This is a genomic window from Streptomyces sp. NPDC014891 (genome assembly GCF_043081085.1).
GTDB lineage: Bacteria > Actinomycetota > Actinomycetes > Streptomycetales > Streptomycetaceae > Streptomyces.
On the sequence record NZ_JBIBWF010000004.1, the window covers coordinates 50,076 to 73,473 of the forward strand.

21 protein-coding genes are annotated in these 23,398 nt (G+C 70.1%); 16 read left to right on the forward strand and 5 right to left on the reverse strand.

Going from position 1 to position 23,398, the window contains the following annotated elements; genetic code table 11:
• The first annotated feature begins 26 nt into the window (after window positions 1-26).
• The 6 genes from ACF09E_RS12085 (at window position 27) to ACF09E_RS12110 (ending at window position 4,838) form a co-directional block, all read left to right on the forward strand.
• The gene (locus tag ACF09E_RS12085) at window positions 27-275 is read left to right on the forward strand and encodes a gas vesicle protein GvpG (RefSeq protein ID WP_392205066.1); all 249 of its coding nucleotides are present in this window, start codon (window positions 27-29) and stop codon (window positions 273-275) included.
• A gap of 21 nt (window positions 276-296) precedes the next feature.
• Window positions 297-833, forward strand: coding sequence for a gas vesicle protein (locus tag ACF09E_RS12090; protein ID WP_392205067.1), 537 nt, complete (start codon window positions 297-299; stop codon window positions 831-833).
• Complete coding sequence (locus ACF09E_RS12095; RefSeq protein ID WP_392205068.1) at window positions 830-1,693, forward strand: GvpL/GvpF family gas vesicle protein; 864 nt, start codon at window positions 830-832, stop codon at window positions 1,691-1,693. The genes ACF09E_RS12090 and ACF09E_RS12095 overlap by 4 nt, the downstream gene beginning before the upstream one ends.
• Window positions 1,690-1,905: a gas vesicle protein gene (locus tag ACF09E_RS12100; protein WP_392205069.1), complete on the forward strand. Its 216-nt coding sequence runs from the start codon at window positions 1,690-1,692 to the stop codon at window positions 1,903-1,905. Before ACF09E_RS12095 ends, ACF09E_RS12100 begins: the two co-directional genes overlap by 4 nt.
• A gap of 56 nt (window positions 1,906-1,961) precedes the next feature.
• Window positions 1,962-2,333, forward strand: coding sequence for a gas vesicle protein K (locus ACF09E_RS12105; protein WP_392205638.1), 372 nt, complete (start codon window positions 1,962-1,964; stop codon window positions 2,331-2,333).
• Between the two features lie 240 nt (window positions 2,334-2,573).
• On the forward strand, window positions 2,574-4,838 hold the full coding sequence (locus ACF09E_RS12110) for an FG-GAP repeat domain-containing protein (RefSeq protein ID WP_392205070.1): 2,265 nt from the start codon (window positions 2,574-2,576) through the stop codon (window positions 4,836-4,838).
• A gap of 199 nt (window positions 4,839-5,037) precedes the next feature.
• Here ACF09E_RS12110 and ACF09E_RS12115 read toward each other — a convergent pair whose 3' ends face one another.
• Window positions 5,038-5,826 carry a ribosome-inactivating family protein gene (locus ACF09E_RS12115; RefSeq protein WP_392205071.1) on the reverse strand — a complete coding sequence of 263 codons (789 nt, stop codon included), beginning with the start codon at window positions 5,824-5,826 and terminating at the stop codon, window positions 5,038-5,040.
• Between the two features lie 538 nt (window positions 5,827-6,364).
• Between ACF09E_RS12115 and ACF09E_RS12120 the strand changes: the two genes are divergently transcribed.
• The 8 genes from ACF09E_RS12120 to ACF09E_RS12155 all read left to right on the forward strand — a co-directional run bounded on the left by ACF09E_RS12120 (window position 6,365) and on the right by ACF09E_RS12155 (window position 15,400).
• Complete coding sequence (locus ACF09E_RS12120; protein ID WP_392205072.1) at window positions 6,365-6,856, forward strand: ricin-type beta-trefoil lectin domain protein; 492 nt, start codon at window positions 6,365-6,367, stop codon at window positions 6,854-6,856.
• Window positions 6,857-7,259: 403 nt separating this feature from the next.
• Complete coding sequence (locus ACF09E_RS12125) at window positions 7,260-8,411, forward strand: HEAT repeat domain-containing protein (RefSeq protein ID WP_392205073.1); 1,152 nt, start codon at window positions 7,260-7,262, stop codon at window positions 8,409-8,411.
• A gap of 111 nt (window positions 8,412-8,522) precedes the next feature.
• Window positions 8,523-9,518 (forward strand): GNAT family N-acetyltransferase, encoded by a 996-nt coding sequence (locus ACF09E_RS12130; RefSeq protein WP_392205074.1) that lies wholly within the window; start codon window positions 8,523-8,525, stop codon window positions 9,516-9,518.
• Window positions 9,519-9,946: 428 nt separating this feature from the next.
• On the forward strand, window positions 9,947-10,927 hold the full coding sequence (locus tag ACF09E_RS12135; RefSeq protein ID WP_392205075.1) for a 3-oxoacyl-ACP synthase III family protein: 981 nt from the start codon (window positions 9,947-9,949) through the stop codon (window positions 10,925-10,927).
• 96 nt (window positions 10,928-11,023) lie between these two features.
• Window positions 11,024-12,304 (forward strand): aminotransferase class III-fold pyridoxal phosphate-dependent enzyme, encoded by a 1,281-nt coding sequence (locus ACF09E_RS12140; RefSeq protein ID WP_392205076.1) that lies wholly within the window; start codon window positions 11,024-11,026, stop codon window positions 12,302-12,304.
• Window positions 12,305-12,359: 55 nt separating this feature from the next.
• Window positions 12,360-13,508 carry an acyl-CoA dehydrogenase family protein gene (locus ACF09E_RS12145; protein ID WP_392205077.1) on the forward strand — a complete coding sequence of 383 codons (1,149 nt, stop codon included), beginning with the start codon at window positions 12,360-12,362 and terminating at the stop codon, window positions 13,506-13,508.
• Between the two features lie 64 nt (window positions 13,509-13,572).
• On the forward strand, window positions 13,573-13,989 hold the full coding sequence (locus ACF09E_RS12150) for a thioesterase family protein (protein ID WP_392205078.1): 417 nt from the start codon (window positions 13,573-13,575) through the stop codon (window positions 13,987-13,989).
• A 25-nt stretch (window positions 13,990-14,014) separates the two neighbouring features.
• On the forward strand, window positions 14,015-15,400 hold the full coding sequence (locus ACF09E_RS12155) for a hypothetical protein (RefSeq protein ID WP_392205079.1): 1,386 nt from the start codon (window positions 14,015-14,017) through the stop codon (window positions 15,398-15,400).
• Window positions 15,401-15,489: 89 nt separating this feature from the next.
• Here ACF09E_RS12155 and ACF09E_RS12160 read toward each other — a convergent pair whose 3' ends face one another.
• Window positions 15,490-15,885: a CGNR zinc finger domain-containing protein gene (locus ACF09E_RS12160; RefSeq protein ID WP_392205080.1), complete on the reverse strand. Its 396-nt coding sequence runs from the start codon at window positions 15,883-15,885 to the stop codon at window positions 15,490-15,492.
• Between the two features lie 217 nt (window positions 15,886-16,102).
• On the opposite strand from ACF09E_RS12160, the gene ACF09E_RS12165 reads away from it, so the two are divergent.
• On the forward strand, window positions 16,103-17,299 hold the full coding sequence (locus ACF09E_RS12165; protein ID WP_392205081.1) for an MFS transporter: 1,197 nt from the start codon (window positions 16,103-16,105) through the stop codon (window positions 17,297-17,299).
• 179 nt (window positions 17,300-17,478) lie between these two features.
• On the opposite strand, the gene ACF09E_RS12170 is transcribed toward ACF09E_RS12165, so the two are convergent.
• The 3 genes from ACF09E_RS12170 to ACF09E_RS12180 form a co-directional block, all read right to left on the reverse strand.
• Window positions 17,479-17,691: a hypothetical protein gene (locus ACF09E_RS12170; protein ID WP_392205082.1), complete on the reverse strand. Its 213-nt coding sequence runs from the start codon at window positions 17,689-17,691 to the stop codon at window positions 17,479-17,481.
• A 68-nt stretch (window positions 17,692-17,759) separates the two neighbouring features.
• On the reverse strand, window positions 17,760-21,059 hold the full coding sequence (locus tag ACF09E_RS12175; protein ID WP_392205083.1) for an RHS repeat-associated core domain-containing protein: 3,300 nt from the start codon (window positions 21,057-21,059) through the stop codon (window positions 17,760-17,762).
• A gap of 627 nt (window positions 21,060-21,686) precedes the next feature.
• Window positions 21,687-22,031 carry a hypothetical protein gene (locus ACF09E_RS12180; RefSeq protein ID WP_392205084.1) on the reverse strand — a complete coding sequence of 115 codons (345 nt, stop codon included), beginning with the start codon at window positions 22,029-22,031 and terminating at the stop codon, window positions 21,687-21,689.
• Window positions 22,032-22,358: 327 nt separating this feature from the next.
• Between ACF09E_RS12180 and ACF09E_RS12185 the strand changes: the two genes are divergently transcribed.
• Window positions 22,359-22,979 (forward strand): hypothetical protein, encoded by a 621-nt coding sequence (locus ACF09E_RS12185; RefSeq protein WP_392205085.1) that lies wholly within the window; start codon window positions 22,359-22,361, stop codon window positions 22,977-22,979.
• Window positions 22,980-23,398: the final 419 nt, after the last annotated feature.

Sequence of the window (23,398 nt, forward strand, 5' to 3'; positions counted from 1 at the left end):
GGCGAGTCGAGGAGGGAGGCAGACGCATGGGGCTGCTGACATCGCTGCTCACACTTCCCCTCGCTCCGGTGCGCGGAGCGACCTGGGTCGCGCAGCGCGTGCTGGACAGGGCCGAGGAGGAGTACTACGACCCGGCCCCCGTCTGGCGAGAGCTGGCGGAACTGGAAGACCGGCTGGTCCGAGGGGAGATCTCCCAGGAGACGTTCGACCGCTGCGAGGACGAGCTGCTGGACCGTCTGGAAGAGATCGACGCCCACCGCTCGCAGAGCCCCTGACCGGAAGCGAGGAACACCGCCGTGTCCGATCCCCTGCCCGACCGCTTCGGGTCCGCGCCCTCCAGGGCCTCCCCGGCGCCGTACGGGCCGAGTTCCTCCGCCAATCTCGCCGACATCCTGGAACGCGTCCTGGACAAGGGCATCGTCATCGCCGGAGACATCCGCATCAACCTGCTCGACATCGAGCTGCTGACGATCAAGCTCCGGATCGTGGTCGCCTCCGTGGACAAGGCGAAGGAGATGGGAATCGACTGGTGGGAGCACGATCCGTCGCTCTCATCGAAGCACAGCGGCAGCCCCCTGGAGCGCGAGAACCGCCTACTGCGAGCCGAGCTGGAGGAGCTGAGGCGCGAGGCGGGGATCGGCGGCGGGGCCCGCCGTGCCGAACCGCTCCGGCGCCGTGAGCGGGACGCGGAACCCGGGGTACGGGAGCTCGACGTCGAGGAACCGGAAGAGGACGACGACGCGTACGCGTACGAGACCGACGACGAGCCCCCGGGCCCCGCCGCCGGGACGCCGCCGCCCAAGGGAGCGGCCCGACGCAGGCGCAGCCCATGACCGCCCCGGCGAGCCTCACCTACGTCTACGCGGTGGTCCCCGACACCGGGAGGGTGCGGACGGCCGTGGAGGACGTCCGCGGCGTCTCGGGCAGGGCCGTGTCGCTCCTCGTCGTGGAGGAGCCCGCCGAGCCCGCCGAGTCTCCGCACCGCGTCGCTTTCGTCATCAGCCGCGTCGCAGCGGACGAGTTCGACGAACGGACTCTCAAGGCCCGCTTCGAGGACATGGAATGGCTGGAGGACATCGCCCGTGCCCATCACGAGGTGGTGCAGACCCTCTCCCGTGCGGGCAGCGTCCTCCCGCTGCGGCTCGCCACCCTGTACCAGGACGACCGGCGCGCACGGGAGGCTCTCGCCGCCCAGCACGCCCTCTTCGCCGAGCGCATCGCGCTGCTGCGCGACCGGAGCGAATGGGGCGTCAAGCTGTACATCGGCTCTCAGGACGCCTCGGAGGACCAGGCGGCCGACCGGACGAGGAGCGCGGACACGCAGAGTCCCGGCATGGCGTACCTCCGGCGCCGCCGGGCCCAGCACCACGCCAGGGAGGACCACTACCGGAACGCCCAGGAGGCCGCGCAGCGCATCGACGCGCTCGTCTCCCGGTTCGGTACGCACCGGGTGCGCCATCCTGCCCAGCGCGGCGCGCTGGCGGGACCCGAGGAGAACGTCCTCAACGACGCGTACCTCGTCCCGGACGACCTGGCCGGCGACTTCCGCACCGCACTCGCCGCCGTGGCGAGCGACCTCGACAGCGTACGCGTCGAGGTGACCGGTCCGTGGGCCCCGTACTCCTTCGCCATGCCGCCACCGCCCCCGGAGCCGCCCCGGGAGGACTCCACGGGTGACGGGCCGGTGCGATGAGCTCCCCCCGGCCCGTCGAGTCCCTGCCGAACCGGCAGGTCGCCCTCGTCGACCTGCTCGACAGGCTGCTCAGCGGCGGCGTGGTGCTGTCGGGGGACATCGTGCTCTCGATCGCCGACATCGATCTGGTCCGGGTCTCCCTCCGGGCGCTGATCGTGTCCGTCGGCTCGGAGGCGGATCCGCTCGGCCCGTCGGCGGGGAGGAGGCCGTGACCGGGACCGGCCCGGACCGCGGGAAGGGGCGGCGGGCCCCGGGCGGGCCGCCGCGCATGGACGACATCGGTGGCGCTCTGGGGGACGCGTTCCGCCTCGTGCGGGCGCCCCCCGCCGGCGCCGACGCACCCCGTCGCCCCGCGCGCAGGCTCCGCACCGACCACGAGTCGGTCGAGGAGGACCTCCTGAAACTCGTCCTCACCGTCGTGGAACTCCTGCGCCAGCTCATCGAGCGACAGGCGCTGCGACGCGTCGACGCCGGCGACCTCACCGACGACCAGGAGGAGGAGCTGGGCGCCACGCTGATGGCGCTGCACGACGCGCTGAGCGACCTGTGCGCCGAGCACGGCTACACCCTCCAGGACCTCAACCTCGACCTCGGCCCCCTGGGGCCACTCCTCCCGCCCGCCGACGGAGCCCGCGAGTGACGGAAGCGCACCGTTCGGCCCGTCCGCGGAACAGCGGTCGGAGCGGGCCGACACGGAGTGGCCGGCCGGGAACGGCCTTCCGGGGCGGGCCGGTTCCGGGGCGGCCGGGGCCTGCCCCTCCGGATCGGGCCGGGCTCCCTGCGACGACCTGGGGATTCGCTTTTCGATCATGCCCGGGGGGCGGCGCGAGGTGGGACGGAGGGGGCCGCTACTCTCCTCCCCTCTAGGGGAGGGAAATTCGTGAAGCACCTTCGTGTACCCGGGCGCGTGCCCGGGCGCCGTATGACCGCCGCGGCCGTCACCGCGGTCCTCGCCGCCACGGGCGGCATCCTGTCCACGGTCCCGGCGACCGCGACACCGGTCCCGGCGACCGCGGCCGACAGCGCGGACCAGCAGACGACCACCGTCCCGTTCCCGCGGAACGCGGAGGTCGTCGGCGCCGGCACGACCGGCTTCCTGTCACGGACGAACGGCGCCGCCCCCGAGCTGCGCTGGACCCGCTACGCCGACGGCACCTCCACCGTGCTGCCGTCGAGCCCGCTGCGCGGCGCGGTCTCGGACGTCGTGGTGACGGGGGACCACGCCACCGACGTCACCAAGTTCCGGGTCGTGACGCTGCACGACATGGCCACGGGCGCGGCGCCCGTGCGGATCGACCTGAACTCGCTGGGCGAGGACCACGTCTACCGGGGAGCCGTCGGGGCGACCCTGGTGGTCGGGGTCAAGCAGGCCGACGGCACGATGGAGGCGCGCCTCCTCACCAGGGCGGGCGCCGGCCTCGACGAGCGCACGGTGACCGGACTGCCCGCCGGCACGGTGGGCTTCTCGGTGACGAGCGTCTCCTCGTCCTCGTTCGCCCTCGTCGCGGCGGCCGGGCCGGTGGGCGCCCGCACGTACCACCGGCTCGCGGTGGACGTCCGCACCGGCGCGGTCACCGACGCCTACCCGGCCACCGGCACCCAGCGGGTGTCGGGGGCACTCTCGGACAGCCACCTGGTCTGGGACGAGGAGGCCGGGCCGTCGATCGTCATCGGCACCAGGGGAAGCAGCGAGACGCGGCGGATCCCGCGCGAGAGCCTCGTCCAGTACGGTCTCGTCGGCCACTGGCTGCTGACCGCGCGCCCCTACGTCCTCGGGCACGACACGCGCCGTGACGTGCACCGTCCCCTCTCGGTGCGGTCGCTGACCGACCCCGAGGACTACGGGGACCAGCTGCTGGAGCACATGTCGTCGCTCGTCCCGGGCCCTGACGGCTCCGTACTGGTCAGGGGCGGCACGCACGAGCACGGCGAGGGGCTCTACCGCGTCACGGTCGGCACGGACGGGCGGCCGGTCGCCGAGCAGGTCGCCGCCACCGGGGAGCCGACCTCGGTCGCCTACCTCGGCGCCGACGTTCCCGCGGTGGCCGACTTCGACCGGCAGAAGGCGGTGGACCTGCGGTGGCGCTTCTCGCGCAAGAACACCCGGGTGTACCTCAAGCTCACCCACGCGGGGACGGGCGCGTCGAACGAGATCCTGATCTGGGAGCCGGGCGGCCGTCACCCCGACCTGGGGCCGGACACCGTCGGCTGGACCTGGCACGGCGAGGACCTCTGGTCCCCCTGGCTGTCCGGGGTCAGCGGCGCGTACACCTGGGAGATCGAGGCCGTGCCCCTCGACGGCGTCGGCAGGTCCGCCCTCGCTTCCGGCACGATCACCCTCGTCCGCAAGCCGACGGCGCACGACTACAGCGGCAACATCGACCCCGAGATCTTCGCGCGGGACTTCTCGGGCCGCCTCTGGGTCGCCCAGGCGAACTACGACGAGCGGTGGGGAGCGCTCGTCGAGACGGACGAGACGCCGGTCGGCTGGGGCTGGGGCGGCTACGACCGGCTGGAGTCGGTCGGCGACATCGCGGGGACGGGCACGACCGACACCCTCGCCCGCGACAAGGACGGCGTGCTCTGGCTCTACCAGGGTTCCGGCGACCCGGCGAAGCCGTTCCTCGGCCGGGTGAGGGTCGGCGGCGGCTGGCAGACCTACGACCAGGTCGGCGGCGGCAGCGACCTGACCGGGGACGGCCGGTCCGACGTCGTGGCCGCCGACAGGTCCGGTGTCCTCTGGCTCTACAAGTCCACCGGCAGCACCGGCAGCCCGTTCGAGACGCGCAAGAGGGTCGGCGCCGGCTGGGGGGTCTACAACCAGATCACCGCCGTCGGCGATCTCGCGGGCGGCCCCGCCGGGGACCTCGTCGCCAGGGACAGGGCCGGGGTGCTGTGGCTGTACCTCGGCAAGGGGGACGGCACCTTCGCCGCCCGTACCCGGATCGGCGGCGGCTGGGGCACCTACGCCGGCCTCATCGGCGTCGGCGACGTCAACCAGGACGGCCACCCCGACCTCTTCGCCCGCCCCAAGGGCTCGGAGTCGTTCCTCTACGCCGGTACGGGCGACTGGCGGGTCCCGTTCAAGCCGCGGCGGGCCGGCCAGGTGTTCACCGAGGTGTCCGGTTACAACGAGGTCTTCTGACGGGCCGGTACCCGGACGTGGACCGGGCATCGGTCCTGATCCGGACCGGTGCGGACCGATCGTGAGGTGACGGCCTCAGCCATCCGCGCCGCGCCGCTCCCCCTCCTTCAGGACGGGAGACGGCGCGGCGCCGGGGTGAGGAGAACCGGGAGCGCGAGTGCCTCCGCTCCCACTCCCGCCCCGCCCCCTTTGCGAGCCCTTAGAGCGCCTGGCTGCCGAGTCCCAGAAGGTAGGAGAGGGCCGGACGCGCCGGGGGATCCCCGCGCATCATGTCCGTCAGATTCTCGTAGCGCTGTCCATGGACGACTACCGGGGTTCCAGTGCCGCCGTTGCGTGTCTGGAAGGCCAGCCTGCTCAGGGGCGACCAGCTGGTCTCCAGCGCCATTCCGAACGGCCCTAGGGTCGTCTGCCAGCCATACCCGTCGTTCTCACCACCGTTCCTGATGGTGTTCGAGATGCGATTCCTGATCCACCCGAAACGGGCCGCCTCGGAAGTCGCCTGAACGATGTTCGCGAGGTGCAGAGTGTAGTTGTTGCGGGTGCCGTAGGTGAAACCCCTCAGCGCCACGAACTGATTTCGCAGGTTCCGCGAGTCGAACGAGGTGTCCCCTCGGCGACCGTTGGCATCCAAGCCGCCATTTCCGTAGTGCCCGCCATAAATGGTGGTGAACATGTTCCCATTGCCATGGAAGTTCTGAACCAGCGCAGGCTGCGCGTTACTGAACCGGTAGTTCTCACCTAGGACACTGAAGCCGTCCAGGTAGAGGTTGTCCGTTCGGTAGAACAGGCTGAGGAAGTGTTCACCACCGTCGAACACTCGGATCTCAACATACCGCCCCGTTCGCGCCTCCGTCTGGGCGAGCTGCCCTCCTTGCGCATTGCCGGGCCTGGAGTCCACATGCCTCCTGAGTTCTCCCAGCATGTCGTCGTACCGCAGGGCGGCCAGGGGCCCTCCGCCGTGCTGAAGGCTGGTGATGTCCCAATCCATGACAGTCCAGATCTGAGACGTGTTCGCTCGGGCCGGCGACGCGACAGTCAGCTGAGCCAAGCCGAGTAAGGCGGCAATGACAGGAACGACCGCTCTCCACCTTCTCATGGACAACAGGTTCAACTCTGCCTCTTTCCCTGAAACCGGCCTGCATCACAGTCAATCCATACGGCCGGACCGATAGGAAGGCCAACTCTGGGCCCCGCCGCTAACGTTTCACCAACCCGCCGCTAACGCCCCCGCATACAGCGGTAGTTCGACATCGAGCAGCGCGGCGCCTGGAAGAGGGTTACGTGCGTTCGCCGGCGGGAGGGTCGCGACTACCGGAATGCGGCGCCCTGGAGAGAGTATCCAAGGAGCCAACTCTGGATTTCGAAGAGCACCTCGCGTTGCAGTTGTGCAACGTTAGTGGAACGTTAGCACGGGCAACGATACTGGCTCTCAGAATGGCTCGGTTCAGGTTACGTATCCGTCTGAACGGGCCGTACCGCGATCGAAGAAGATCTGCATCCGACCGTCACAGCCGAGGGGATTCCGTATGAGAACGAAAAGGACTGTCGCAGCCCTGACAACAGCAATTGGGGCAAGCGTCACCCTGCTGGCCGGCACGACCGGCAACGCGAGCGCCACGGAAGTCGGCACCATGGCCGTGGGGCAGCAGATCAAGAACATACGCACCGGCCTGTGCCTGGATTCCGACTACAACGGCAACGCGTACACGAAGGGCTGCGCCGGCGATCACAGCAATCCGTACCAGCAGTGGATATTCCAGTGGACGAACTACGGAACCTTCAAGATCGAGAACGTGCAGACTCAGCGCTGTCTTCAGCGCAGCGGGTCTAAAGGTATCGTTACGGGGTCCTGCAACAGTGTCGATGCAGACTGGCGTGAAGAGTATCTCGGAAGCCAGAGATACAACCTGATCGCCACCAACGGCTTGGCCCTCGATTCGGACGCGAAGGGCAACGTCTATCTCAATCCGAAGAATGTGCCGTCGGATAATCCTTATCAGCAATGGTGGGTGTGGTAGTCACGACTCCGCCACATTTCCTTCTGAACTGAGGGTTCTTCTGACCCGTCGGAGTCAGGGCAAGGTGGGTGGAGATTCCGTCCGCCGGCCCGTCCGGTGAGGGTGAGGTTGTGCAGGCGGTCCATGCCGAGATGGCGTGATGGTCGCCGCCGTCGTCCGTGAGTCGGCAGTGAGTCGGCCGTGAGCCTTCTTCATCCTCCCTCTGAAGGGCCATGAACTCCCGGTCGGCTGGGATGGTGGCGTGGCAGAGCCCCCGGTCGTCGGCGGTGTTGGTTCCACTCGACACTGCCGACAACCCGGGCGTCTTCTCGCTGTTCGTCGCGTTCCGTGTCAAGTTGCCGTGTGCAGGGGTTCACGGGAAAATCCTTTGGCTGTCGGTGTGCCCTGCTGGAACGATCCCGGAATGACCGACCACCGTGACGCCGTCCTCCGCCTGTGGGGTCGCCAGCTCTTCGAGCGTCAGGGCGAGCCACTCGCCTGGGCGGAGGCGGTCCTGGAGGCCAGCGGACGCGCGCCGACCGCGGTCACCGCGGCCATGTCCGGCCGACTCGACGCCCTCGCCGATTCCCCGTCGGACCCGGCATGGCTCCTGTTCCGTACGGTCGGCAAGCTGGCCGCGAACCTGCGAGGGGACGGGCTCTACGACGCGGATGCCGGTACCCGAATCGGCCCACTGGCCCTGCGGTTGAGCGAGCTGGAACCACCGCTCGCGGGCCCGCTCGGAGACGCTCTCGGCCCCCCGCCGGACGGGCTGACTTCCCTTGTCACCGTCCACGCGGCCGAGTTGAGCAGGCACCGCTCCATCCGGCTGCGGGCGATCGACGCCCTGCTGGAGTGGGCCGAGCTCAGCCATCCGCAGGCCCGAGCAGCTCTGTCCCGGGTCGTCTCCGACCACCGGACGCAGGATGTCACCGTCTGGACCAAGGCGCTCAACCGGATCGACCTGTTCGGCGACGCGAGCGTCGAACCGGGTCTGCTGCGCGCGCTCGCCGACACCGGGCACCGCGGGGTGCGGTGGTCGGCGCTCGCCTGTGCCGAACTCGGCTTCCGCCGGGCCGTTCCGCTGATCGCCGCACTGCTGGAGCATCCTGATCCGATGGTCCGCGAGGGCGCCTGCCAGGCGCTCGGCGTCTTCGAGGAACCGGCCGCTGTGCCTGCCCTGACAGCCCGGCTGAACGACGAGACCGAGTGGGTCCGCAGCAGTGCCGCCCGGGCACTCGGCCAGATCGGCGGCGACCAGGCACTCGCCGCGCTCTGGCAGGCCATGATGGAACGCCGGAACCCGAAGACCGGCTATCTCTCCTCGGCGATCGCCGCATTCGGCCCGCCGGTGGTGGACGACCTGATCACCCTCACCACCGATCCGGACCCGGACCTCCGGGCACTGGCATGCCGCGCTCTCGGCTCCACCGCCGACGACCGTGCCCTGCCGGCGCTGGAACGCCTCGCCGCCCACGACCTCGCCAGAACCACCCTCGGCGGCCTCGTGGCAACCGCCGCCAGACAGGGGCTGCGGACCGCGCACCGCATGCGTGCGCGCACCGCATCGAGCTGAGTTCGACCCCCGCGAACGATCATGCCGTGGAAAACGAGTTCTGCCGTCTGATCGGCGGGCCTACGCTTCCGTCATCGACGACACCGCGCAGCCGACGTAACGGGGTCTGATGTGAGCGTGAGCAACGGCAACGGGCCCGCATCGCTGGGGCAGCTGCCCGGCTACGTCCTCCGGCCGTATCACGGCCACGACGACGACGGCGCCATGGCCGCCGTGCGGCTCGGCTGTGCAGAGCGGGACCGGATCGACGCCCGCTCGGTCGTGGAAGGTCTCCCGACGGCAGCCGAGATCGCCGAAGCCTCCGCCAGGCTCGACGACCCATCCGGGTACCAGGCGTTGGTGGAGCACAACGGCGGTGTCGTCGGCTACTCGACGATCAGGCGGTGGCAGGAGCGGGACGGGACGTGGTTGTACCTGCACCGCGGCTATCTGCTGCCCGAGCACCGCGGCCAGGGCATCGGCTCAGCCATGCTGAACTGGGCAGAGGGCCGTATCCGCCGGCTCGTGCGACAGCACGGAACCGCACAGACGGCCGTGCTCGGCGCGAACGCGAGGGCCTCTCAACAGGATGCAACGGCGCTGCTCCTCGATGCGGGATACCGGCGTGTCTTCAGTCTGGTGGAGCTGGAGCTGGCCGATCTCCGGCAGCTTCCCGACACCGAGCCGTTGCCTGCCGGCATCCGAGTCGGAGCCGTCGATCCGAGCAGCTACCGCGCGGCCTGGAGGACCGTCGTCGACTCGTATGCGGAGGCCGCCTTCACCGAGAGGTGGACCTTCGAGAGCTTCCTCGCCACGGCCGACCCGACCTGCTGGCGGGCTGCTTGGGATCGGGAGGACATCGTCGGTGTCGCCCTGTGCTCCATCCGTCGGCAGGACGCCACCGTGGGCGAAGTCGAAGAGTTGAGCGTCCGGAAGGAGTCAAGGCGTCTGGGGCTTGGGCGAGCCCTGCTCCTGGACGGGCTGCGCTGCCTTCGCGAGCACGGTGCCGAGACCGCCCGGCTGTACACCGGCACCGCGAATCCGCACCGGTCCTACGAGCTCTACGAGGACGTGGGGTTCAGGCGCCAGAACGAGTACGTCCGCTACCGCAAGCCGATCTCTGTCTGATCCGGCAAGGGCGGCTCCGCAGCGCGCTCCGAGGTTCAGGGCGGGCGCATGTTCCCTGATGCGGCGCTCGCTGTGCCCCGGAGGCCGCTCGCGGCCTGTCAGACGCACGTTTCCAGCGGGTGAGTCACGCGTGGCCGGGATGTGTGGATTCGACGTGCCTCGCCGAGTTGGACCTCCGTCAGAGACGGCCGGATTTCTCTCGGGGTCTTTGTCACTTCTGTAGCGGTCCTTCTCGCCGCTTCCCGGACCAGGCGCCGCACCCGCGCGCATTCGCACTGGTCGCGACACCCGTACGAGTGACCGTGCGTCAAACGTCGGTTTCATCACGTCAGACAGCAGGATTGTGTTTACCGGCTATCGAGTACACGGGTAAACATCAGCGACGCACCGGGACCAGACGGTGCGTACGACGTCAGAGGGGAGCCCCGATGGGGATCGGAATCCTGTCCGTGGGCGGCTACGTGCCGCCGGTGGTGGTGGACAACCAGCAGATCAGCGAATGGGCCGGAACGGACCCCGAATGGGTCGCCGCCCGCACCGGCATCTCGGAGCGGCACTACGCCCCGGCCGGCATGGCGACCTCGGAGATGGCAGCGGAAGCCGCCGCTCCGTTACTTGAGGACGCATCGCTCCGCACCCGTATCGGCCTGTTGATCACGGCGACCTCCACCCCCGACCAGCCGCAGCCGGCCACGGCCGTCATGGTGCAGCAGCGCCTGGACCTGCCCGTCCTCCCCGCATTCGACGTGAACGCCGTCTGCTCGGGCTTCCTCTACGCCCTGGCGACCGCCCGCGCCATGCTGGCCCAGCAGGACGGCGAGGAGTGCGCCCTGGTGGTGGGCGCCGACAAGTATTCGACGATCATGGACAGGACGGACCGCAAGACCGTCAGCCTCTTCGGCGACGGAGCGGGCGCCGTCGTCCTGGGTCCGGTGCCCGACGGGTTCGGCATCCACGCCGTCGCCCTGCTGGCGGACGGTCAGAGCACCTCCCTGGTACGGGTCGAGGCCGGCGGCACCCGTAAACCGCTGACCGCGCAGCGCGTGGCGGACGGCGAGCACCTGTTCCGGATGGACGGGCGCGCGGTCCGCGACTGGGGCCTGCAGTTCGTCCCCAAGGCCGTGCACGAAGCCCTCGACCACGCGGGGCTGACTGTCGGCGACATCGACCGGGTGGTCTTCCACCAGGGCAACACCCGGCTGGTCGAAGCTCTGGGCCGGGAACTGGGCATACCGCAGGACAAGCTCGCGCTCACCGCTCCCGACTACGGGAACACCGCCGCGGCCTCCATTCCCCTCACGCTCTCGCACGAGCACACGCGCAGGCCGTTCGCCCGGGGCGAGCGGATCCTGCTGGCGTCCGTCGGAGGCGGCATGACCGCCGGCGCCGTCGTCCTCACCTGGTACTGACACCGCCCGCCCCGCCCGGGGCCGAAGGCACCACACCCGCGCCCGACCGGCGCACCTTCCTCCTTCACGTACCGCCACCCCACGTACGGAGAGACCATGCTTCCCACTGTCAGCAAGGCCCACGGCGTCTACCTCTACGACACCGAAGGCACCGCCTATCTGGACGGCTGCTCGGGTGCCATCAACGTCAACCTGGGCCACACCGTTCCCGAGGTCACCGAGCGGATGCACCGGCAGATCGACGAGGTCTGCTTCACCTACCGCACCCAGTTCCGCTCCCCCGCGCTGGAGGAACTGACCGCGCACCTCGCCCGGCTGGCCCCCGGCGACCTCAACCAGGTGCAGTTCTGCAACTCCGGGTCGGAGGGCATCGAGACGGCCCTGCGTCTGGCGACGCTCTACCACGCCACCGCCTACCGGCCCTTCCAGTGCGTGGTGCTGACCGAGGAGCCGAGCTACCACGGCATGACCGCGGGCGCCCTGGCCGCCTCCGGCCACCCCCTGCGGCGTACGAACCTCACCCCGCTGCTGACCAACCAGACGGCGGTCGCCCGGGTGCGCCCCTCGCAGGGCGCGCTGCGCGCGGACGCCCAGGACTGGGAGGAGGCCATCATGGAGATCGGGCCGCACCGGATCGGCGCCGTGGTGATCGAGCCGGTGGGCGGGGCCTCCTCCGGTGCGGTGCCCACCGACCCCCGCACCCTGGTCAGGCTGCGGGAACTCGCCGACGAGCACGGGTTCCTGCTCGTCGCGGACGAGGTCATGACCGGTCTGGGCCGCACCGGGCGCTGGTTCGGCTGCGACCACGCGGGCATCGTCCCGGACGTCATGGTGCTGGGGAAGGGCCTGTCGGCGGGGTTCGTGCCGGTGGCCGCCGTGCTGGTGTCCGATCGGATCGCCGCCGCCTTCGACGCGCCGCTGGGCAGCGTCCTGTTCGGGCACACCATGGCCGGAGCGCCGCTGGCGGCCGCGACGTCCGCCGCCGTACTGGAGTACCTGGAACGCGAGGACGTTCCCGCGAGGGCCGCCCGCACCGGTGCCCGGCTCCAGGAGCGGCTGGCGGAGCTGACCGGTCGCCACCGTCTGCTCACCGATGTGCGCGGCGCAGGCCTGCAGCTGGCCCTGGGCGTGCAGTCCGACCCCGACCGCTTCCCCGGCACGTCGCTCGACCTGGTGGAGAGCGCCCGTGCGGAGGGCCTGCTGCTCTACCCGGCCGGGGTCACCCCCGTCACCGAGTCGGTCATGGTCGCCCCGCCTCTGACCATCGGCGACGGCGAAGTGGACGATCTGCTGGCCCGGTTGGAGCGGGCCGTGGAGCGCACCGAACTGGCGCCGCCGGGTGCCAGGACGCCGCAGCTCGCTGCGCTGTCCCACTGAAGTCTCCCCTTCACCCCTCATCTGTTCGAGCTGTTCGACCGGAAGGACCCCACACGTGATCACGCACTTCTCCGACCCCGCGCTGCGCACCCGCTTTCACGATCTCGCGGCCACCACGGTCGCCAAGCGCGCCGACGACTGCACGACCGAGCACCGTCTCGACCTGGACTCCTGGCAGGAACTCAGTGCGGCCGGCATATGGAAGCTGCCGGTGGCCGAGGAGCTCGGCGGCACGGGCGGCACCTGGTGGGACTTCGCTGCGGCCTTCGAGGGCGTCGCCGCGGGCGGCCGGGACCTCGGCTTCTGCCTCTCGATGGTCGCCCAGGCCGGCCTCATCCGGTCCATCTCCACGTACGGCACGCCCGACCAGCAGCAGTACTGGATTCCGCGCCTGCTCGGCGGCGAGGTCGGGGCCACCGCGCTGACCGAGACCACGGGCGGCTCCGACGTCACCCGCATCAAGTCCGCCGCGACCTCCGCCCCCGACGGCACCTACCGGCTCACCGGTCACAAGGACCACATCACCAACGGTCCGGCGGCCGACCTCGCCCTGATCCTCGGCCGGGTTCCCGAGGCGGGCAAGCGGGACATCACCCTGTTCCTGGTGGACCTGCACGCACAGGGGGTCACCCGCGGGGCCCCCGAGGACATGATGGGCAACCGCACCAGCCCCACCGGCCCCATCGCCCTGGACGACGTCCGGGTGGAGAGCCGCAACATCCTCGGGGAGATCGGCGGCGGCGTCGACCTCATCTACGACACCATCGCCCTGGACCGGCTGCTGTACGGCATCCTCGCGGCGTCCTACCTCGATCCGATGCTCGACGAGATCCTCGCCTACACCCAGCAGCGGCACGCCTTCCGCGTCCCCATCGGCGAGCACCAGTACGTCCAGGGGCGCGTCACCGACGCCAAGTTCGCCCTGGAGTCCACCCGTTGGGTTTCCTACGGGGCTCTCGACGCTCTCCTCCAGCAGCGCCCGGAAGCCTCGTTGATGTGCTCGGTCGCCAAGTACCACGCCGGCGAGACCCTCAAGCTCGGCACCGAGACCGCCCTGCGGGTCTACGGCCACCTCGGCTACATGGAGGGCCCGCACACCAAGGCGCTCAAGGACGCCCTGGGCGCCGTGATCGCCGGCGGCACCGCGGAGATGCAGCGCAAGAACGTCTTCAACCAGATGCGCTCCCTCCAGCACGCCGCGTGAACCCGCGTCCTCGTACCCCACAGCACGTACCGCCGACACCGACCGTTCCAGGAGGAGACCCGACATGACCGCCCCGACCACCGGGACCGATCTCAGCGCGCTGATCGGCACCACGGCCACCGTCACCCACACCGTCACCGCTGCGGAGGCCGCCAGCAACTGGGGCAACGGCCTCGACGTCCTGGCCACCCCCGTCCTGCTCTGGCTGGGCGAGATCACGGCCATGAAGGTGCTGGAGGACCACCTCCCCGAGGGATCCATGACGCTCGGCCTGACTCACGACTCCGCCCACCTGGCACCCACCCCCGTGGGGGAGACCGTCACCCTGACGGCGACCCTCGCCGCGGTCGAGGGCTCCAAGCTCCGGTTCGACGTCGAAGGGCGCGACGGCCAGGCCGTCGTCCTGCGCGGCACGCACGGCCGGGCCGTGGTGGACCGGGCCCGTTTCACCGCCAGGCTCGCCGCCCGGCCCACGAGCTGACCCACCGCGCGCAAGGAGAACCCCCATGCCCCGTCTGATCATCGGCAACGTGACCTCCGAGTACATGTTCGGCTGCGCCCTGGAGAGCTTCGGCGCCAAGGGAGCGGCCAAGCAGCACGCCATCTCGACCAGGACGGCCTGGCTGCTGCGCGACGGTGACGCGCTGCTCACCCACCGCCCGCTGACCGAGGAGTTCCGCGACTACCTGGCCGCCACCCTGGGCCTGGACCTGTCCACCGTCACCTTCCTGAGCGCGGGGGCCGGAGCAGGCGCGGGTTCGGAAACGGGCGCGGATGCGGAGGAGGTCGCCTTCCTCGACCATGACACCCTGCTCTCGCCCGGACTCCTGGGCAGGCTGCGCGAGCTCACCGGTCCCGACTGGCAGCTGCTCCCCTATCTGTACGACCGGACCATCGCCGAACTGGCCCGCCGGCTGGAGCTGTCCCCCGACGCGCATCCGGCCTTCTTCGACCAGGGCGGCGCGGACGTGTTCAACAGCAAGTCGTTCTTCCGCATCTGGGCGGAGGGGATCGGCGTCCCCGTCGCTCCGGGGCGCGTGTGCCGCAGCCGGGCGGCGACGGCACGTGCGGTGCTGGACCTGCTGCCCCACACCGGTGCCGTCATCGTCAAGGAGGACTTCAGCGCCAGCGGGTACGGCAACGTCCTGTTCACCCACGACCCGGACATCCCGGCCCTCGGAGCCTCGACCACCCATCGGGTGACCTCGGCCTCGACCGTGGAGGACGTCGAGCGTCTGCTCGCCGGCACCTTCCCCGCCGTCGCCGCCACCCGCGACTTCCCGGCGGGACTGCGCCCCAGCGAGACGGTGGTGGAGACCTACTTCCCGCACAGCCGCACGCTGTACAGCGAAGTCGACGTACCGGCGCCGCCCGCGGCGCCCACCGTGCTCAACCACGGGGACATGCGCATGGAACCGGTGTGGAACGGCTTCGCCATTCCACCGCTCGACCTGCCCGCCCCCGCCGAGAGCACCATGCTCCACTGGTCGCGGGAGATGGCCCGCTATCTGCAGACCACCGGCTACCGCGGCTACGTCAACTGCGACTCGATCCTCACCGCCGACGGCCGGCTGCTGTTCAACGAGGTCAACGCACGGGTCGGCGGCTGCACCCACGTCGACGCCGCAGCCCGGCACCTGCTGGGGGACGGCTACATGGCCCACCACACCGTGCTCACCCGCAACGACCTCCCGTGCACCGACTTCGGCAAGCTCGCCTGGGCGATAGGGCAGGATCCGCAGCTCTCCCCCGGCGGCGGATCCACCGGTGCCCTGCTGCTGGTCGACGACGCGCCGTGGACCGGAACCGTGCAGTACCTGGTGCACGGCGACACCCCGGCCGCCGCGGCCCGTACGGAGGAACGTCTGCGCAGTCTGGCCGAGAACCTCTGACGCCGGGCACCGGGGGCGGGGCACGTCTGACGCCGGTACCGGGGGCGGGGCACGCTCGACGGTGCCCCGCCCCCGGTACCGGCCCCCGCTCACGAGGTCTGCGGCTGCCCGGCCCTGCGGCCGCGCATCCGCCGCACCTTGGCGATGCTGCCGCAGGCCCGGCCCGTCTCGCCGGCGGTCATGCTGCACCAGGTACGGGAGTTGTTGCGCGACTGGTCGAAGAAGACCCAGCGGCAGTCGGGGCACATCCGCAACCGTCGCCAGCGGCCCTGGGCCACGACCCGTACGGCCAGCCGCAGCAGTCCCTCCACACAGCCCGACCGGCCGCGGAAGACGAGAGAGCCGTCCGCGGCGAGCCCCACCGCCTGGGGACGGTCCGTCAGCCACACGTCCAGCCGCGCGCAGGAGCGGTCGGCGACATCAGCCCGCAGGTCGTCCCGCAGCCGCAGGAACTCCGTCCGCTCGCCCGCCCCGGGCACGGCCACCGAAGGAAAGGAAGCGACCCATCCCCGCGCATCACGCATGAGCTGCGGCAGCGTCTCCGTCGGCTGCCTCGTGTCGTTCGGAATGAGCCAGCTGTTCAGGAGGATCCGTAGCTCCTCACTCTCCGGGCTTACCGCAGTCACTGCCATACCACCAGCGTAGACCCGGCCAAACGAAGACCACATACATATGTTCCCGCAATGACTGGGCTGGTACTTCATGACCACCACCGAACCCGCACCCACCTACCGCGCCGTCCTCGCCGGCCCCGGCAACCGCATCTGGTACACCGCCGCGGCCCTCGTCCGGGCGCCCGTCGTCATGGCCCCGCTGGCCCTAGTCCTGCTCGGGCACGCCACCAGTTCCTTCGCCGCCGGCGGTCTCCTCGCCGCGGCCCACGCTCTGGGGGAGGCTGCGGGCGCGCCGCTGATGGGGCGCCGTTTCGACACCCGGCCGTTCGTCGGGCAGTTGCGTCTGGCCCTGCTGCTGGAGGCCGCTGCGTTCGCCGCCCTGGCCGCACTGGCGTCGAGCGCGCCGATCCCCGTGCTCGCCGTCCTGGCCGCGCTGGCGGGGGCGGCCGCCGCCGGGGCTCCGGGCGGCCTGCGCGCCCAGCTCGCGGCGACCGCCGAACCGCACCTGCGGCGCACCGCGCTCAGTCTGGAGAGCTCTTTGAACCAGAGCGTGTGGGCGTTCGGACCGCCTCTGGTGTCCCTGCTGTACGTCCAGGTGTCCGCGGTGGGTGCCGTCGTCGTGCTCGCCGTGCTCTCCGGTCTCCCGGCCTTGTTCGCCTCCCGCATCCCGCACCGCTCGCTCCCGCAGCCCAGCCCCGACGACGCTCCCACGGAGAGTGCGGTGGAGGTCCTCCGTCTGATGTGGCCCACCGCCGTGCTGTCCGCCGGGATCATGTTCCTCGTCGGCACCGTGGACGTCGTCCTGCCCGCACGGCTGACCGACATCGGCTCCTCGGAAGCCCTGGCCGGACCGGTGCTGACCGCCTTCGCCGTCGCGAGCGTACTGTCCGGTCTCGTGTACGGCGGCCGCCGCTGGCCCGGCAGCGCGCAGACACAGTCCCTGGTGCTCCTCCTGACGATGGCCGCGGTCCTCACGCTGCCCGCGTGGACCCGTACCCCGTGGAGCTATGCGGCGGCCTTCGCCGTGGCCGGTCTGCTCTACAGCCCCCTGCTGATCATCCGTAACCTCACGCTGCAGGAGCAGCTGCCGGAACGGGTCTGGGCCACGGGCTTCTCCCTGCTGTACGCGGCGGCCGGGGCCGGCTACGGCGTGGCCAGTCTGCTGTCGGCGGCCGCGCTGAAGTTCACCGACTCCGGCGTCGCCATCGTGCTGTGCACGACGCTCACGGCGGCCCTGGGCGTCACCTCGCTCCTGGCCGAGAAGCACCGCCGCGCCCGGGTGTGACTCCTCCCTCGCGGATACGGCACGCGGTCCCGCCCGGTCGGACGGGACCGCAGCCACGGCCCGGCGGGCCGCAGAACCCACCCCCAGCGCGGCAGGCTGTCGCAAGGCCCCCGGCAGAGGCGTCGCGGGCGGGGACTGCGGGATCCGTCATCTCCGCAGCGGACGTGACAGGTACCGGCTCAGGAGTCGGCTTTGCGCAGCACCATCTCGGACACTGCCCAAGCGATGCCCATCATGACGAGCAGTGTCACGCCGCCGGCGACCATGCCGGCGACCATCAGGTAGACGGACAGCGCGACCGTCGCTACGACCAGCACACGCACGATGTTCACGAGCTTCCTGACGCGCGCCTTGCGCTGCAAGGAGATGTTCACCTGCTCCAATTTCCACACCTCGTTCTCTCGACGCTGCCGGTGGCTCCGGGGGTCAGGGTCGCTGACCCCCGGAGGGCGGCGCTGGTTTACTGGAAGGGCATTTGAGCGATCTGACTCGCGCTCCAGGAGATCGCGTAGCAGCCCGCGGTGGCCCCGATGGATGCCCCGAGCGTCGGCGCAGCCGTCGCGGCTACTGCCGCACCGCACAGAGTTCCCGCTACAGCGCCTGCAGCGAAGCCTGCGACATCGCCCCACAGTGCGCTGGTGTCGCCTTCCGCGAGGTGAGTGCCGGCCTGTACGAGATCGCCGATCGGCCCGAGGGCGTCCCACGCCGCCAGCCCTGTGGGGTCGATCCGGTTGACGGGGTCGCCTTCGGCGTAGAGGTAGGGGTTGGCCTCCTGTCCGGAGGGGTCGGGCTGGGTGAAGCGGCCGAGGTGGGGGTCGTAGTAGCGGGCGCCCATCTTGTACAGGCCGGTGGGGTCGAGGTAGGCGCCGGCGTAGCGGTAGGGCTGGGTGAACGATTCGACGGGGTTGCTGTGGGCGGTGCCGTAGGGGGTGTAGGCGTAGGTGTGGGTGCGCTTGCCGGCCTCGTCGACCAGGCCCAGGACGTTGCCGGTGGCATCGGTGAGGTAGTAGGAGGACTTGCCGCCGTTGCGCACGGAGTTGAGTGTGCCCGCGGGTTCGCGGATGAATCCGGTGTCGGCTCCGGCGGTGGTGGTGCCGGTCAGGCCGAGCGCGGTGTGGTGGAAGGCCGTGCCGGCGAGGTTGGTGCGTTCGGTGTTGTCGGTGCCCGCGTGGGTCAGGGCCCGGGCGGTGCCGGCGGTGCTGATGGACTTCAGCTGGCTGTGGTCGGTCCAGGTCTCGCTGGTGCGGGCGGTGCCGCCTGAGGGTGCGGCGGAGGTCTCGTTGCCCACCTTGTCGTAGGACCAGCCCGTGGTCACGCCGTCCTTGGAGGTGAGCTGGGAGGCGTCGTTGTAGCCGTAGCTCGTGTTGCCGATGGTGCTGCCGGTGAGGAGGTTTCCGGCCTTGTCGTAGGAGTAGCTCCAGGAGACGGGGGTCTCGCCGGTCTTCTGGGCGTCGGCGTTCCTCAGTCGTCCCTGGCTGTCGTAACCGTAGGTGGTGGTGACCTGGGTGGTGTTGTCCTTGCGGGTGCGGATCTTGGTGCCGTCGGTCGTGCCGCCGGTGCCGTACTTGTAGGTGTAGGCGAGGTCGACCAGGGTGGTGGTGCCGGAGACCGTCTTGATCGCGGTGGGACGGTTGGAGGGGTCCAGGGTGATGCTCTGGGTGGTGCCGCCGGGGTAGGTGGTCTTGGTGCGCTTGTCGTTGTTGTTGTACTCGTAGGTGGTCTTCTTGCCCGCCGGGTCCAGCAGTTCGGTCAGGCGGCCGGCCTTGTCCCAGGTGTAGTCGGTCTTGCCGTTCGGGTCGGTGTACCAGTCGACCTCGCCGCCGCCGGGGGTGTAGGCGAGAGTGGTGGTGGAGCCGTCCTGGAGGGTGCGGATCGTCTCGCGGTTCAGCGTGTCGAAGATCCAGCTGGTGGTTCCGGTGCCGTCGGTGCGTGAGGCGATGTTGCCGTCGGCGTCGTAGGTGTAGGTGACGGTGGCGTAGCCGGAGGTGTCCGTCTTGGTGATCCGGTCGCGGAGGTCGTAGGTGTAGAGGGTCTTGACGCCGCGGCCGTCGGTGGAGGTGGCGGTGCGGCCCAGGGCGTCGTAGGTGTAGGTGGTGACGCCGAGGGGTGCGGGCGGGGTGACCTTGGTCAGGTTGCCCTTGGTGTCGTAGGCGAAGGAGGTCGTCTTGCCGTTGGCGTCCTTCGCGGTGCAGCGCTGACCCTGGAACCCGCCGCAGGTCGGGGTCGCGGGGTTGTAGGTGTAGGAGCGCTGCCCGCCCTCGGTGCCGCTGGTGGTCACCGACAGCGTGTTGCCCGCCGTGTCGTAGGCGTAGGTGTCCTTGCGCCCGTCGGCGTCGCTCATGCTGGTCGGCAGGTCGGTGCCGGCGACCGTCTGGTACTGGGCGGACGCGTTCGCGCCGGTGGGCAGCGTGGCGGAGGTCGGGTTGTTGCGCGCGTCCCAGCCGTAGGTCGTGACGTTGCCCCCCGTCCCGCCGGTGCCGGTGCCCATCGCGTCGGTCGCCGTCTGCGTCAGGCGGTTCTGGTAGGTGGTGGAGCGGTTGTGGCCCAGCGGGTCGGTGACCTTGGTGATCTCACCGTCCGCGTTGTGGGTGTGGACGGTGGTGTCACCGTCCGGGTCCACCGCGGTCGTGGTGCCTGCCTGCCAGGGGTACGCGGTGTTGTACGAGTACGTCCAGGTCGGGCCGCCGCCGCTGGTGGTCGACCGCTGCATGGAGACGACGCGGTTCTGCGCGTCGTAGTGGAACAGGGTCTCGTTGCCCCGGGGAGTGGTGATCTTCGCGACCCGGTTCGAGGAGTCGTAGGTGTACAGGGTGGACTTGCCGTCGGCGTCGGTGGACTTGACCAGGTTTCCGCCGCCCTCGCCGGCTGCGTCCGGTGCGGACAGCTCGTAGGAGACGGTACGGCCGGCGTTGTCGGCGGCCTGCCAGTGTGTCCCGTCCTGCTTGACGAGGTCGACCCAGCGGCCCGAACGCGCCTCGGTGAGCTTGAAGCCGGTGTTCTCGGCGTTCTGCTCGTGCCGGGTGACGGTGATCGTCCCGTTGTTCCTGTCGGTGACCTTCGTCAGGTCGCCGTCGGAGGAGTAGGTGTCCTTCGAACCCGACTTGCGGTCCGTCAGCGTGTACGTGCCGTCCGCGTTCTTCTTCAGGTCCTTGCTGTACCCGGGCGGCGTGGCGAGCGTGCCGTCGGCGTTCTTGGTGAAGCGCGCCGTGGCACCGGTTGCGTCGTAGTGGACCACCTCGTCGGTGAACATCGGGTCCAGGCGCCGTTCGTAGCCCTGCCACCAGTTCTCCACCTGCCCGTACGGGCCGGTGAAGGAGTTGTAGGTCCGGGTCAGCTGCAGCTTCTGGCCGACTCCGGCGATGTCGAGGTCGGTCGCGGCCAGCATCAGGTTGCCGTTGGACAGGTTCACCCGTGCCACCAGGGCGTCGGTCAGGCGGGTGTCGGAGTAGCGGTGCCAGGGCACCTCACCCTGGCCCTCGGGCACGAACGTCAGCACCCCCAGCTCCGAGCGCGCCGACTTCTGCGGCCCGCCGCCGTCACGGCGCTGCTTCTGGGCCGCGCGCCAGGCGGCCTCCTCCGGCGACGGAGCGGCCGACGGCTCACTGGGCACCGGTGCGTTGGTACCCACCGGCACCTCCGGCACGACGGGTTCGCCACCGTCCCGGCCCCAGGCGGACGAGGCAGGCGCCCCCTCCTGCCCGGCGGCGACCGCGGTCGCGGCCGGGAGCGAGGACAGGGCCAGAGCGCCGGTAGTGATCACGGCCAGCGTGGCCAGCCGAGCGGTCTTCTTGCGGGCACGCCACGAAGGCGTGCCCGAGACACGCGAGTTCACAAGGATCCCCCCACAGGATGCGCGCACCGGTGACCCCACTGGCCACCGAGCGCACACAAACTGTCACGCCAGGGCCATGGATCCGCCGCCCTGCCCGCGATCTTCCTTCGCACACGGCCAGGAACCAGACCCTCCGCATGACGTTCGTTCGCACCGTTTAGGGGTCGATTCCGGATTTGATCGACGACTGAAAGCAGCGAAAGTCATGAACCGGGCATTCGCCACGACCGAAAGTGCAGGGTGGCCGCCACCACTGTCCGTCGCTATCCGGTCAGCGTCACATCGCCATTCCAGCCACCCGTCACCCATGACCCGACCGCTCCTCGACAGGTGACCGACACAGAGGAGCGCGCTGCCGCCAGGCCGAGTTGACGGCGAAGGTGGCTCGTCCGCCGGCGACACCACAGGCGCTCACGGCGGCAGCGGACACCGTCTTCGACGCCGTCTACAAGAACGGGGACGCCCGGATCTCCCACCGCGAGCAAGAACAGCCCCGTGTTGATCGGGCAACCGCCCGGGCAGCGCCTGCGTCCCCACGACGCTCGCGGCCTGGCGTCAGTCAGATCGGCGGGCGTTCCGCAGACACCCGAAGGCCTTCACCGCCGCACAGGCGACGAGGACGTTGAGGGCGGCACCGCCGACGAGGTAGAGCATCGATCCGTACGGGCTGACGGTCTCAGCACCGCCACTGCCGCCCGCGAGAGCACCAAGAGGCAGGAGAAGAAAGGCGGTGACGAGGAGGGAGCCCGGAAAGGACAGGAAGAACAGGACAGCCTGGGTCTGGTCGCTGTGGGCTCCGGCCATCCCGCGGACCGCGGACACCGCCGCGATGAACCCGACGTAGAGGTAGGCGAGCACAGTCGCCTTCCGGCCGGCACGGACGGTGCGCCGAGCACTCATGACAGATCGCCACCATTCCTCGAAGAGCAGGGAGAGGGGTCCGACACACGCCATCCGCACGCTCACCACGACACGGAGCACGGTGAGCCCGACCACCTCAGGAACAGATTATTGAACATGTTCAATGGCAATGCCAGAGGGAAGGATCATGCCTGCTCTCGCCAGTGCGAGACGGCGAGGGCGGTGTTGGGGCTGCAACGTGAGGGGCGCCGTACGCGCTCGCCGGATAGTGGTCCGGCCGGCCGTCGAGGCATCCCACCTGAGCATTCCGCCCGACAGTCGACAGTTTTACTTGTCACGCACGATCGCGACAGGTAATCTTGTCGCATGGACGATGTGATCCCGACCCCTGACAGGAACGACGAGAACTTCTGGACCGCCGCGATGACTCTGGTAGAGCCCGCCTGGTCCGAGCCCACCGAGGGCGACTCGTTCGCCATGGACGACAAGGTGCTGGAGGCGGTCCGGGCACTGGCAGAGGGGATCTCGACCCGCGCTCTCGCCTATCGCGCCGCCGGCAAGCCCTTCGACACCGCGCTCACGGCCGCCCCCGATGTGCAGCTGGCCATGCTGAGGTCGCTGTACGAAGCCAAACTGTCCGTTGACCGACTGGCCGAGAGCGCAGCCACCGTCGCCGGCCGCAGCGGAGCCAACTACGCGCAGCTGGGCGCGGCCTGGGGCGGCATCAAGCGCCAGTCGGCCCGCCTCAAGTGGCCGCACGCAGTGGCCAAGAAGGCTGCCGGCGAGTCCGTCCCGCTGAGGTACGCGGGCGGCATCGCCGTCATCCACCACGACCCGGATGCCGACGCCTGGTGGTTCACCGCCACCGCCGCGGACCAGCAGGAGAAGGAGTCCGAGGCGGTCCACGCCTCCTCCGCCGAGGCCATCGCCGGGGCGACCGAGTTCCTCCTGTCGCACGCCGATCCCGCCCGCCGGACACAGGACTGAGCTGTCACAGCTGCCCGAGGCGCGGGAACCGGCCGGCCGTTCCGTGCCCGCCTCGTTCCGGTGAGCACGGGGCGGGGTGGTCAGAGTCATGCCGGGCGGGGACGGCTGTGGCGCGCATCGACATGCGCCGGCCTCCGGACTCCGGCACCGGGAATTGCTGCAGGCAGTCGCCGCGCACGATATGTCGACCGGCACCGCCCTGACCCTCCAACCCCGGCCCGGATGAGGCGAAGTCGCACTTCTCGCCGCACCGATGCCCCCAGGCCGGACCCTTCTCGGGTCCGGGTCATGGAACACGCGAGGTCCCCGGGGGTCGTTGTGTGACTCTACGAGTGCGGGCCGCGCAACATGGTGATCTTGTGGGTTGGCCCGCAGGTCTGCTCGTGATGATCTTGGCGTCGACATTGTCATGACCTCAT